General features: G+C 31.3%; 13 protein-coding genes. 5 read left to right on the plus strand and 8 right to left on the minus strand.

Annotated elements, in window-relative coordinates; translation table 11 throughout:
• A partial coding sequence (aroB, locus tag ACH2BP_RS06530; RefSeq protein WP_395058183.1) for a 3-dehydroquinate synthase occupies positions 1-967 on the minus strand: 967 nt, incomplete at its 3' end.
• A 96-nt stretch (positions 968-1063) separates the two neighbouring features.
• Between aroB and ACH2BP_RS06535 the strand changes: the two genes are divergently transcribed.
• The 3 genes from ACH2BP_RS06535 (at position 1064) to pdxH (ending at position 4091) form a co-directional block, all read left to right on the plus strand.
• Complete coding sequence (locus ACH2BP_RS06535) at positions 1064-2236, plus strand: proline dehydrogenase family protein (RefSeq protein WP_395058185.1); 1173 nt, start codon at positions 1064-1066, stop codon at positions 2234-2236.
• Positions 2236-3141, plus strand: a complete 906-nt coding sequence (locus ACH2BP_RS06540) for a ribonuclease Z (RefSeq protein WP_395058187.1) — start codon at positions 2236-2238, stop codon at positions 3139-3141. Before ACH2BP_RS06535 ends, ACH2BP_RS06540 begins: the two co-directional genes overlap by 1 nt.
• Before the next feature lie 305 nt (positions 3142-3446).
• On the plus strand, positions 3447-4091 hold the full coding sequence (pdxH, locus tag ACH2BP_RS06545) for a pyridoxamine 5'-phosphate oxidase (RefSeq protein ID WP_395058189.1): 645 nt from the start codon (positions 3447-3449) through the stop codon (positions 4089-4091).
• Between the two features lie 220 nt (positions 4092-4311).
• On the opposite strand, the gene ACH2BP_RS06550 is transcribed toward pdxH, so the two are convergent.
• A complete protein-coding gene (locus ACH2BP_RS06550; RefSeq protein WP_395058191.1) occupies positions 4312-5553 on the minus strand; it encodes a DEAD/DEAH box helicase in 1242 nt (413 codons plus the stop codon).
• Between the two features lie 72 nt (positions 5554-5625).
• Complete coding sequence (locus ACH2BP_RS06555) at positions 5626-6660, minus strand: formimidoylglutamase (protein ID WP_395058193.1); 1035 nt, start codon at positions 6658-6660, stop codon at positions 5626-5628.
• Positions 6661-6778: 118 nt separating this feature from the next.
• On the opposite strand from ACH2BP_RS06555, the gene ACH2BP_RS06560 reads away from it, so the two are divergent.
• Positions 6779-7666, plus strand: a complete 888-nt coding sequence (locus ACH2BP_RS06560; protein WP_395058195.1) for a hypothetical protein — start codon at positions 6779-6781, stop codon at positions 7664-7666.
• A 73-nt stretch (positions 7667-7739) separates the two neighbouring features.
• Here ACH2BP_RS06560 and ACH2BP_RS06565 read toward each other — a convergent pair whose 3' ends face one another.
• The 5 genes from ACH2BP_RS06565 to panB are packed head-to-tail and all read right to left on the minus strand — an operon-like array spanning position 7740 to position 11774.
• Positions 7740-8468, minus strand: coding sequence for a hypothetical protein (locus tag ACH2BP_RS06565; RefSeq protein ID WP_395058197.1), 729 nt, complete (start codon positions 8466-8468; stop codon positions 7740-7742).
• 11 nt (positions 8469-8479) lie between these two features.
• Complete coding sequence (locus ACH2BP_RS06570; RefSeq protein WP_395058199.1) at positions 8480-9808, minus strand: aldehyde dehydrogenase; 1329 nt, start codon at positions 9806-9808, stop codon at positions 8480-8482.
• 28 nt (positions 9809-9836) lie between these two features.
• Entirely contained in the window at positions 9837-10526 is a 690-nt protein-coding gene (locus ACH2BP_RS06575) for an RluA family pseudouridine synthase (RefSeq protein ID WP_395058201.1), read from the minus strand.
• 34 nt (positions 10527-10560) lie between these two features.
• Complete coding sequence (locus tag ACH2BP_RS06580; protein WP_395058203.1) at positions 10561-10914, minus strand: four helix bundle protein; 354 nt, start codon at positions 10912-10914, stop codon at positions 10561-10563.
• A 41-nt stretch (positions 10915-10955) separates the two neighbouring features.
• Complete coding sequence (gene panB / locus ACH2BP_RS06585) at positions 10956-11774, minus strand: 3-methyl-2-oxobutanoate hydroxymethyltransferase (protein ID WP_395058205.1); 819 nt, start codon at positions 11772-11774, stop codon at positions 10956-10958.
• Between the two features lie 208 nt (positions 11775-11982).
• Here panB and ACH2BP_RS06590 point away from each other — a divergent pair, with 208 nt between their 5' ends.
• On the plus strand, positions 11983-13056 hold the full coding sequence (locus ACH2BP_RS06590) for an outer membrane beta-barrel protein (protein WP_395058207.1): 1074 nt from the start codon (positions 11983-11985) through the stop codon (positions 13054-13056).
• Positions 13057-13139: the final 83 nt, after the last annotated feature.

Raw genomic sequence — 13139 nt, forward strand, 5'->3', positions numbered from 1 at the left:
TTCCGTACTCATTTTTCTTGTCGTGAATTAGCAATTCGATGATATTTTCTTGTTCATTTTCATCGATAAATATCTTATCGAATATGTTGTTTAATGTCGATTTTATTTCGATGTATTCATTTTCGGAAATTAACTTTTGGTCTAAAGAAATATAGCTTTCTAATATCATTCCGGCAACAATAGCTTCTCCGTGAAGCAAATTTGTTTTATTAGGATTTTCTAAAAAATAAGTTTCAATAGCATGACCTAAAGTATGACCAAAATTTAAGGCTTTTCTAATACCATTTTCGGTGGGATCTTGGGTTACAATATCACTTTTTATACTTACGGATTCAAAAATTAAATCATCAAAATCATCAAAATTCACCTCTTTTAGATTTTTAAATTTTTCCCAATGCGATTTTTTAGCAATTAATCCGTGTTTTAGCATTTCGGCAAGGCCAGAACGCATCTGATTTTGCGGAAGCGATTCTAAAAAACTAGAATCTATAATGACCATTTCGGGATTGGTTATGGTTCCAATTTGGTTTTTTAACCCACCTAAATCTACTCCGTTTTTTCCTCCAACCGAAGCATCAACCATCGATAAAAGTGTAGTTGGAATATTTACAAAAGGAATACCGCGTTTAAAAGTTGAAGCAATAAATCCTCCCATATCTGTAATTACGCCACCACCAAGATTGATGATTAAACTTTTTCTATCGGCACCTAATTCGATAAGAACATTCCAAATTTGAATACAAGTTTCGATGGTTTTGTTTTCTTCTCCCGATTCGAGTTCGATAATTTCTATTTCGGATTTAGTTTCAATTAATGGTAATAATTGAGGAAGACAATATTCGTTAGAATTCTCATCTACTAAAATAAAAATTTTAGAGTAATTATTCTCCTTGATATTACGATTTAAAAAATCATAACCGTCTTGACTAAAATGTATTGAATATCCGTTTGAATCTATTGAAACCATGATGGCTTGTATTATTTTATATGTTGTGCAAAATAAAGTAAAATTTGCATAAAAAAACACCCTACTATATTATATTTGCATAACATTATTATTTATATGGATAAAATTTTCGATAATACCCAAAATGCATTTTCACTAAAAAGTGATACCGAGCTAGATAGAGCTTATTTTTTGTTCAAAATGATTGCCGTTCAGCCATTAGTTAGAATAGGAACTGCGGTTACAAATTTCGCATTAAATGCTAATTTGCCTGTTGAAGGATTAATTCGTGCCACAGTTTTCGACCATTTTTGTGGCGGAATATCTGAAAATGATTGTATTCCTGTGGTCGATAAAATGTATACCAAAGGAGTTTCTTCGGTTTTAGATTATTCTGTAGAAGGAAAAGAGGATGAAGCACATTTTGATGATGCAATGAATATGACTCTGAAAATCATCGATTTTGCTAAAGAAAAAAAGGCCATTCCGTTTGCGGTTTTTAAGCCAACAGGTTTCGGACGATTTGAATTGTACGAAAAACTAGGAGAAAGACAAACCCTAACCGAAGTTGAACAAGAAGAATGGAATAGGGTAGAAGAACGATTTGAAAAAGTATGCAAAAAAGCCTTTGAAAACGATATTTCATTGCTTATTGATGGTGAAGAAAGTTGGATGCAAGATGCTGCCGATGAGCTTGTTGCCAGAATGATGCAAAAATATAACAAACAAAAACCTATTGTTTATAATACTTTGCAAATGTATCGTTGGGATAGATTAGATTATCTTAAAAAATTACATGAACAAGCAAAAACGGAAGGTTTTTATATAGGAATGAAACTCGTTCGTGGTGCTTATATGGAAAAAGAAAACAAACGTGCCGATGAAAAAGGTTATAAATCTCCTATTTGCGAATCGAAACAAGCAACCGATGATAATTTTGATGCGGCTGTTTCTTATATGATTAATAATATTGATAAAATGGCGCTTTTTGCAGGAACTCACAACGAATTGAGTTCTTACACTTTGATGGGAAAAATGCAAGAAAAAGGCATTTCTAAAAATGATTCTAGACTTTGGTTCGGGCAATTGTACGGAATGAGCGATAACATCAGTTATAATTTAGCTAACGAAGGTTATAATGTTGCAAAATATTTGCCATTTGGTCCCGTAAAAGACGTTATGCCCTACTTAATTCGTCGTGCCGAAGAAAATACTTCAGTAGCTGGACAAACCAGTCGTGAGTTATTATTAATAAAAACTGAGCGCAATCGTAGAAAGGGGAAAAACTAATGAATCTTACCATATTAGGTTGTTATGCAGCCACGCCAAGAACATTTACAAACCCAACTTCTCAAGTATTAGAAATAAGAAATAGATTATTTTTAATAGATTGTGGCGAAGGAACTCAAGTGCAATTACGTAAAAATAAGATTAAGTTTTCTGCTATAAATCATATTTTTATTTCCCATTTACATGGCGACCATTTTTATGGATTAATAGGTCTGATTTCTACTTTCAATTTGTTGAATAGAAATAATGATTTAACCGTTTACGGACCAAAAGGAATTCAGGAAGTTATAAAGTTACAATTGAAATTATCTAATTCTTGGCCACAATATGAATTGCATTTTGTAGAACTAACAAGTACCGAATCGGAAATTATTTATGAAGATGAGAAAGTGATTGTAAAAACAATTCCGCTAAAACACAGGGTTTATACCAATGGATTCTTGTTTCAAGAAAAGATAAAAGAACGCAAACTAAATGTAAATGCGGTTCAGAATTACGAAATAGAAACCTGTTATTTTCAGAATATAAAAAACGGAAAAGACATCATTTTAGAAGACGGACGTGTAATTCCAAATTCTGAATTAACATTTGATCCTGAAGAACCTAAAAGTTATGCTTTTTGTTCAGACACATTATACAATGAGTCGATTATTCCGATAATTAAAAATGTAGATGTTCTGTATCACGAAACTACTTTTCTAGAATCGGAAGTAGAATTGGCTAAAAAAACAATGCATTCGACTGCTAAAGAAGCGGCTAGAATTGCATTGCAAGCCAATTGTAAACAACTTATTTTAGGTCATTATTCGACTAGATACGAATCGATAAAGTTGTTTAAGGAAGAAGCCCAAACAATTTTCGAGAATACGCTTTTGGGAGATGATGGTAAAGTTTTTGAATTGTAATAGATTGAGGTTGTAAACATAAGTGACTTTTACTCGAACATATTCAACTTTGACTCGATTATAAGATACTTTGAAGCAAATATAATAGACTTTGACTCAAACATAAGTGACTTTGACTCAAACATAAGAGACATTGACTCAAACATAAGAGACTTTGACTCAAACTTAAGAGACATTGACTCGAACATAAGAGACTTTGACTTGAATATATTCAACTTTGCATCGAATATACTCAACTTTGCAATGAGCAGCAGCTACTTTTATTTTTATAAAACGATGTTGGATTTAATTTTAGACAATAAAAAATGGAAGATTTAAGTAATTACAGAAAATCATACGAAAAAAGTGAATTATTGGAAACAAATATTCCTGAAGATCCTATGACACTTTTTAAGAAATGGTTTCATGAAGTAGAAGATTTTGGCGGAATAGAAGAAGTTAATGCTATGACTGTTTCTACGATTGGTTTAGATGGTTTTCCTAAAGCTCGAGTAGTACTTTTGAAAAAATTTACTTACGAAGGATTTATTTTTTATACCAATTACGATTCCGAAAAAGGACACGCTATAGCAAATAATCCAAACGTATGCTTGTCTTTTTTTTGGCATGCACTCGAACGTCAAGTTATTATAAAAGGGATAGTTAGAAAAATTTCCGAGAATCTTTCTGATGGTTATTTCGAATCTAGACCAGACGGAAGTAAACTAGGCGCAATAGTGTCTAACCAAAGTGAAGTGATACCTTCAAGAGCCATATTAGAAGAAAAATTGAAACAATTAGAAGCTGATAGTAAAGGTAAAGAAATCTTTCGTCCTAAAAATTGGGGAGGTTATATTGTTGAACCACAAGAAATTGAATTTTGGCAGGGTCGTCCTAATCGTTTGCATGACAGAATTCGTTATAAATTAAATTCTGATTTTTCTTGGAAGATAGAAAGGTTATCGCCTTAAATTGTAAGATTAAATTTATAAATTAAATGCATTTTATCGATTTTATTTGGCATTTAATCGAATTTATTCTAATATTGTAGTGTTGAAACTTAGTAATGAGTATTAATTTTATTAGAAAAAATCACGAATCACTTCGTAAAAAAGATAGTTTGTTTTTAGTTTGTTTGATTGTTAATAAAAAATGCTTTAGTCCCCCAACTAAAGCATTTTTTTATTTTTATTAATACCAACGTTTCTTATTCTTCTTTGAAGCATCGGATTTTCTAGATTTTTCTTTCTCTCCACTTCGGTTCGAACTGTGAACTTTAGTTTCTTCCGAACCCTTTTTCCAAGGAAAAGGATGTTCGGCTATCGTGGTAACTTTGGCTTTTGTTAGTTTTATAATATCTTTCCAGTAACCTTCTTCGTCTTTTCCACAAAATGAAATAGCCATTCCTTCACGACCAGCACGACCTGTTCTTCCTATTCGGTGAACATATGTTTCGGGAATATTAGGTAAATCGAAATTAATCACATACGGTAAAAATTCAATATCAATACCACGAGCAGCAATATCAGTAGCAACAAGAATATCGCATTCTTTGTTTTTAAAATTGTCTAAAGCCCTTTGTCTTGCATTTTGAGATTTGTCTCCGTGAATGGCTTCGGCATTTAAACCTTGCTTTTTTAATGCTTTGGCAATATTATCGGCACCATGTTTTGTTCTAGAAAAAACAAGAATATTACTTAGTTTTTCTTCTTTAATAATATGATACAACAATTGTCTTTTGTCGGCTTTGTCTACATAGTACAAGCGTTGGTCTACTGTTTCTATAGTTGATGACACAGGAGCTACTTGTACGGTTGCAGGATCTGTTAGGAACATTTCGGCAAGTTCGCGAATGGCAATTGGCATAGTAGCCGAGAATAGTAAAGTCTGACGGTTTTTAGGCGTTAATTTTACAATCTTTTTCACATCGTTTATAAAACCCATATCTAGCATTTGGTCAGCTTCGTCAAGGACTAAATGATGCATGTGGTCTAAATTAATAAACCCTTGTTTGTGTAAATCTAACAATCTTCCTGGCGTTGCAATTAGTATATCGACACCACTTTTTAGTTGATCTACTTGTGGATTTTGAGAAACACCACCAAAAATAGTTAACTGTTTTAAGTTGGTATATTTCCCGTAAGTATCGAAACTTTCGCCAATTTGTACAGCCAATTCACGAGTGGGTGTAACAACAAGCGTACGAATTAGTTTTTCTTTTTTTGATGAACCTACAATTCTATGTAAATTATGAATGATAGGAATAGCAAAGGCTGCTGTTTTTCCTGTTCCAGTTTGTGCGCAACCTATTAAGTCTTGTCCTGCTAATATAATTGGGATAGATTGTTCTTGAATTGGAGTTGCGCTCAGGTAACCTTCTTCAAAAACGGCTCTTTGTATACTTTTTGATAATGATAAATCTTCGAATAACATATTTTAATTTTGTGCAAAGATAGGTTATTTGTTTAATCGATTAACCGTTTAATCGATTTTACAGTTAACCGATTACACCAGAGAATTTCCTTTTATAAAATCTGTAACTAAATAACCAATAAGTTTTCCTATTAGGTGACTATTTTTTTCTTCTCCAAGTAATGGTGCACCTTCGCAAATATGAATATAACTTGCGTTTTGGTTTTTACTAAAATAATAGATAAATTGTCTTAATTCTTCGACAGAAAATCCACTTAATGTCATAGCACTTGAAGCAATATTTGGAATAGCATCTAAATCGATTTCAATACCAAAACAATCATTTTTGATGAAATCTAAAGCATGAATCATTTCTTGTTCGAAATATTTCTGATGACGAATCTTAATTTCGTCGTAAGAGTTATATCTTACTCGATCATCTAATTTTTTTATAGCATCTAAAACACTTTTAGAAGTGTAACTTTCGTGTAATCCGAAAATGAAATATTTTTTAAGAAAACCTTCGTCAAAAGCATAAGAAAACCCATTACCACTGTGCCTTCCTTCTAGGATTCTAAAATCGGAATGGGCATCAAAATTGATTGCATTTACAGGTTTTCCTTTGGCAAGAGCTGTACCTTTTATGTTTCCGTAGGAGTTATTGTGTCCGCCACCAATAATAATGGGAATTTTACCTGCTTTTACTATCGAAAAAATAATGTGAGAAACTTCTTTGTCTAATTGTTCGACAATTTTAAACAGTTGTTTTCGATCTTCGGGTTTCGTTTCGTCTAAATTTTTTGCCAATTCCATTTCTTGCAAAATATCTACTTGACCTAATATTAAAACCGAATTTCCTTTACAAAACCTATTGTGCTGAATGTTAGCAATACTTTGTATCGCACTATCCCAAGCTGTATTAGCTCCAGCTCGACCTAAATTTGCTCTAATTCCTATGTCTTCGGGGATTCCTAAAATGATATATTTTGCTTCACTCTTGGTGATGAATTCCGATATATTCTCATCTTTTGGTACTGTAATCATTTTTTCGCCAAATTTTACTTCTCCATTTCTGAAATTTGTAATTTTTGCTAAATCAGATTGTTTAAAACGTATTAAGTTTTCCATATTAGAAATTATGATGAACCAAAAATACTATTTTTTTTAAACTTGCGTTAAAAGTTACAAAATAATAATATAAATTGCACCTATAAATTAATTAACCACAAAAAACCAAGTTTATAAAATGGAAAGTATAACAAATAAAAAGAATAGCAATTCAGGACTTAAAGCCATTATTGCAATATTAGCCCTACTTTTATTAGGAAGTTTATGGTATGTGTATAAGATTACTAATGATTCTAAAGCTACTGAAAATGTTTTAATTAGCGAAAAAGATGCTGTTCTTAAAGATTTAGAAATTCAAAAAGATTCACTTAATGCAGCAATATCATCTAATACTACTTTGTCTGAGGAGTTAATTGCCGAAAGAGATAAAATTCAGCAACTAATGGCCGATGTTGAAAAATCTAAAGGGGATGTTGTTTCGATGTCAAAATTTAAAACGGAAGCCGCTACATTAAGAAGTAATGTGGCAGTTTTGATGAAACAAGTTGATGGTCTTAAAAAAGAAAATGCAAAACTAACTGTACAAAGAGATAGTACAGCTGTAGTTCTTGGAGAAACAAAAAAATATGCTGACACGCTTGTTGAGCAGAATTTTAAAATGGCAAATACAATCGAGAAAGGATCAAAACTTTCTGTATTAAATTTGCAATCATCGGCTGTAAAGCAAAAAAGTTCGGGAAAACAAATCTCAACCGATAAAGCTAGTAGAGCTGATGTTTTAAAGATAAGCTTTATGATTGCCGAAAATCAAATCGCAAAATCTGGAGATAAAACCTATTATGTACAAGTAATAGACAGTAAAAACAATGTTTTAGGTGACAAAAAGACAGAAACATTTGGAGAAAAAACATTAACTTTTAGTTTTGTAGCTTCTGTGAAATATGAAAATAAAACGGTTAAAGTTGAAAAGGATTTACCAGTTACTGAGATTCAAAGCGGTTCTTATTTTGTAAATATTTTCGATAAAGCGGAATTGGTTTCTAAAACAAGTTTTACTTTAAAATAGTAATTAATTAGTATAAAAAAAATCCCGTGTCGTTTTTTGGAACGACACGGGATTTTTTTTGATATTAGTATTTTTAACCCAATCTTTTGTAAATACTATATTGCATAGCATAAGCGAATGGTATTGCAAAAATTAAACCTACACAAAAGGCAAGTGCTCCAATTATCATAAAAATAAACACCAAAATCATCAACAATAAAACAATAAAGAAGTTATTTAAAATTTGTGAGCAACTTAGTTTGATGGCATCGATAAAATTTAAATTTTTAAAAATAACCAATGGTATTGCTATAAATGTAAGTATCGATATGGTGTAAGATATTATAAATCCTAGAATATCTCCAAAAGTATTTTGCAAAGTATTTTTTAACAAAATATTGAATCCTACAGAAATTACGGAAATTGCAGCTGTAGCTAATATAATATCTAAAAATTGCGGGCTGTTTACATAATAATATATAGAAGAAAAAGTAACATCTTGGTCATTATCTGCATCATGAGCCATTTTTAGCATTCCAGCCACAAAGGGACTTATAAGTACTGTAAAACCTATAACAATAGCAAAGTAAATTAGTAATCCGTTGGTTGATAACGTTTCTGGATTAAAATTTTTCATCAGCTCTGGAAGTTCTTCTTTGTTAAAAAAATAGCCAACTCCCACCATTGCAAGCATTGTTAGGATAAGCATTAGAAATATAAAAGCCAATCCGCCCATAAGCGCCGTTTTTTTCCAGATTTCAAAAGCTTCGTTAATTGTTTCTCCCAAATCTAAAAATTTTTTAGCGTTATTCATTTCTTCCATTTTTGTTTATTTTAAAGCCAGTTTAGTATTCGTTTTATAATATTTATTTTGTTTTTGTAAGGTGCATACCTTAGTGGTAAATCGAGCCAATTTCCTTTTCTTACAATGGCTTTTTTATGGGAAAAAGTATCGAAACTTAGTTTGCCGTGGTAAGCGCCAATTCCGCTATGGCCAACGCCACCAAAAGGCAAACGACTATTTGAAAAATGAATGATAGTGTCATTTACACAACCGCCACCAAAAGAGTATTTATTTAGAACTTCTTTGATAAATGATTTGTTTTCTGAGAAAATGAAAAGTGACAATGGTTTTTCGTATTTAGAAATAATTTTTTCAATATCTGCCTTCGATTCGTAAGAAAGGATTGGTAAAATGGGACCAAAAATTTCATCTTTCATCACTGGACTATCTAAACTTGGTTCGTCGAGTAGTGTTGGAGCAAGGTAAAAATCATTTCTGTTAGATTCTCCTCCAAAAAGAATAGGCTGATTTTCGATTAAACTTAATTGTCTTTCCCAGTTTTTAAGGTTGATAATTCTAGCAAAATCTTCAGATTCTTGTGGATTCTCGCCCAAAGCATTTTTTATTTCTTCAATTAAGAATTGTACAAGTTTGGATTTCATTTTATGATGAACCAAAATATAATCGGGTGCAATACAGGTTTGTCCAGCATTTAGTATTTTACCCCAAATGATACGTTTTGCAGCAATTGGAAGATTGGCAGTTTCATCAACAATACAAGGATTCTTCCCACCCAACTCTAGCGTTACTGGCGTTAGGTTTTCGGCAGCAGCTTTTGCAACAATTTTTCCAACGGCAACACTTCCAGTAAAGAAAATATAATCCCAACGTTTTTTTAGTAAATCCTGAGCAATGGTATAATCGCCAGTTACGACCACAACATGTTTTACATCGAACGATTCTCTAATTATTTTTGAAATTATTGCAGAGGTGTAAGGTGTGAGTTCCGATGGTTTTAGTGTTACTTTATTTCCCGCTGCAACTGCTGAAATTAATGGACTTATAGCCAATTGAAATGGATAATTCCAAGGAGAAATAAGTAGTACATTTCCGTAAGGTTCACTATATATATAATCTGATGAAGGAAAATTTACAATTGAAGGAAAAACCCATTTTGGTTTGCTCCAAGAATCTATTTTATTGATAGTATTTCGTAATTCCGTAATGATATAAGAAGTTTCGGTAACAATACCTTCAAATTTTGGTTTTTTAAAATCTTTATACAGCGCTTCAAGAATTTCTTCTTCGTGAATGATAATACTTTTTAAGAGCTTTTTTAAGGCATCTTTTCTTTGTGAAACAGGGATTAAATTATTCATCGAAATTATTTTTAGCTAAAGATAAGAATTAAATAGATTTCCAAATAACATCTTCAGGAATTGGTGCAACAATTTCTATTTTTTCTTTTGTAACAGGATGTGTGAAGACTAATTTTCTGGCATGAAGATGTATGCCACCGTCGGGATTACTTCTATCAAAACCATATTTCAAATCTCCTTTTATAGGGGAACCAATAGCAGAAAGTTGTGCTCTAATTTGATGATGACGACCTGTATGAAGATTGATTTCTAAAGCAAAATAGTTATTTAATTCCTTGATTATTTTATAATCTAAAGAAGCCAATTTACTTTCAGGAACTTCTTTTAGATGTGCTTTTGAAGTGTTATTTTTTTCATTTCTTTTTAGATAATGAATCAATTTATCCTCACTTTTTGCGAGTTTCTTTTTTACAACAGCCCAGTATGTTTTTTGAGTTTCTCGGTTACTAAACATTTCGTTTAGTCGAGTTAATGCTTTACTTGTCCTTGCAAAAACTACAATTCCTGTTGTTGGTCTGTCTAATCTGTGTACAACACCTAAAAAAACTTCTCCTGGCTTGTTATATTTAACTTTTATATATTCTTTGACAACTTCCGATAACGGTTTGTCACCTGTTTTGTCACCTTGCACAATATCTCCCACACGCTTATTTACCACAATAATGTGATTGTCTTCGTGAAGGATTTGAAGGTTGTTTTTAGTTGAAAGAATTTTCAAAATCGATTAGTTAGATTGTTAGACTTTTAGATTATTAGATTTTTAATGTTGAACGAAATTTGGAGGTCATTTTGACAATTCTGTCGATATTGAAACATAAACCATCTAATTTAGATTGATTTATATAGCCTAAATCGAATGCTATTAATAATTGAGTTTCAATTTCATAAATTGAACCTATTGCAATTTCAAGAAATCTTAAAAAATCTTTATTACTGCTTCTCGAGCATCCTTCCGCAATGTTTGAAGGAACAGATACTGATGCTCTGCGAAGTTGGTTGGTTAACCCAAATTTTTCACTATCTGGAAAATTAGCATTTACAATGTAAATTTCAGAACAAAATACTCTACTTAATTTCCAAATTTCTAAATCTTTAAATCGGTGCATATTTCTAATAATCTAACAATCCATTAATCTAATAATCGAAATTAATATTGTTCCTTTTCGTTCGGAAAATCTTTACTCTTCACATCAGCAACATAATTACCTATGGCTTTTGTCATTTGGTCATATAAATCTAGGTACCTTCTTAAGAATCTTGGACTAAATTCATTATTCATACCTAACATATCGTGTATTACTAAAACTTGTCCGTCGACTCCGCCACCAGCTCCAATTCCTATTACAGGAATAGAAATACTTTGTGCAACTTTTGTAGCTAAATGTGCTGGAATTTTTTCTAAAACTAAAGCAAAACAACCTAATTTTTCTAATAATTTAGCATCATCAAGTAATTTTTCAGCTTCTTCCTCCTCTTTGGCACGAACAGTATAAGTACCAAACTTGTATATAGATTGTGGCGTAAGTCCCAAATGTCCCATAACTGGAATGCCAGCGTTTAGGATTTTCTTGATAGATTCTTTTATTTCTCTTCCACCTTCTAATTTTACAGCGTGTCCGCCACTTTCTTTCATAATTCTGATAGAAGAACGGAGTGCTTCTTTTGAATCGGATTGATAGCTTCCAAAAGGCAAATCAACTACAACCAAAGATCTTTCAATAGCACGAACTACACTTGATGCGTGATAAATCATTTGGTCTAAAGTAATTGGTAAAGTAGTTTCGTGTCCAGCCATCACATTACTGGCAGAATCTCCAACCAAAATAACATCGACTCCAGCAGTATCTACAATTTTTGCCATTGTATAATCGTAAGCTGTAAGCATAGAAATTTTCTCACCATTTGATTTCATTTCTATCAATGATTTGGTGGTAATTCGTTTGTAATCTTTTTTAGCTACGGACATTTGATTTATGATTTTAGAATGTTGACTTTTGATTTAAGATTGTAAAAGTACTAAAATCGATTAGTTTAGTTGTAAAATACTTGAAATTTCGTCTAATTGAATAAAAATAAAATATAAACTTTTGTCCCTTTTTAATAAAATAATTACTTGGTGTAGCTAATTGATACTCTTAGAAAAAATAGTTTCTTTGCAAAAAAAATATCATAAAATGATTTTAAGATTACTTTCAGGGTTTCTGCTTCTGTTTGCAGTTCAAACTTTTTCACAAGATACTATTAAAGTGGTAAAACCAACAATTGATATTTCTGGATATATAGATACATATTATACTTATGAATTCTCAGATAAAGGTAATTTGAAAAATCAAAATTTCTTATATAACTATACTCGACACAATGAATTTGCAGTCAACTTAGCTTTAATTAAAGCAAGTATAAATTATGAAAATGTATATGCTAAAATTGCTTTGCAAGCGGGTAGTTATGTACAGGAAAATTATGGTAATTTAAACTTGTTTAGTGAAGCATATTTGGGTGTTTATTTAGATAAAAATAAGAAAAATTCAATAGAGGTCGGTATAATGCCTAGTTATATTGGTTTCGAAAGTGCTACTTCACATTCAAACTTGACAGCTACTCGTTCAATTCTTGCAGAAAATTCTCCTTATTATATGAGTGGAGTAAAGTTTAATTATCAAATTAATGATAAATTATTTTTTTCAACCAATATTTCTAATGGTTGGCAACGAATTGAAAAAGTATCTAAAAAATCATTGCCAAGTTTCGGTACACAAATTCAGTATAAAAAATCGGAAAATGATTTGATAAATTGGAGTACATTTATTGGAGATGAGCCTAATAAAGATTTTATATTTAGAACTCGTTATTTTAGTAATTTTTATTGGGATAAAAAATGGAATTCGAAATGGAGAACCATTGTGGGATTTGACATTGGAGCCCAAAAAAGATTAGATGATTCTAAATATGCCGTTTGGTCAAGTCCTGTTTTTATTGCTAAATATAGCTTAAATAGCAAATGGGAAATGGCTTATAGATCTGAATATTTTAAAGATAAAGAAAATGTAATTGTAGATCCAATAGGAATAGTTCCTCAGATATATATTCCTTTCGAAACATTAGGAAATTCATTAAACCTTGATTTTTTACCTAATTCTAAAATGAAAATTAGAATGGAAGGTAAATGGTATCACGCATCTGAGTTTATTTTTGAAGACAAAAAAGATAATTTCTCGTTAACAACGACTATGAGTTTTGAGTTTTAGTAGTAATTTTAAAATCTAATAAACTTGAAATAATTACACCAATAGAATAACAAACTATGTCACTCCACAGAAATCCTTGCCCA

Source organism: Flavobacterium sp. (assembly GCF_043756175.1).
Lineage (GTDB): Bacteria > Bacteroidota > Bacteroidia > Flavobacteriales > Flavobacteriaceae > Flavobacterium.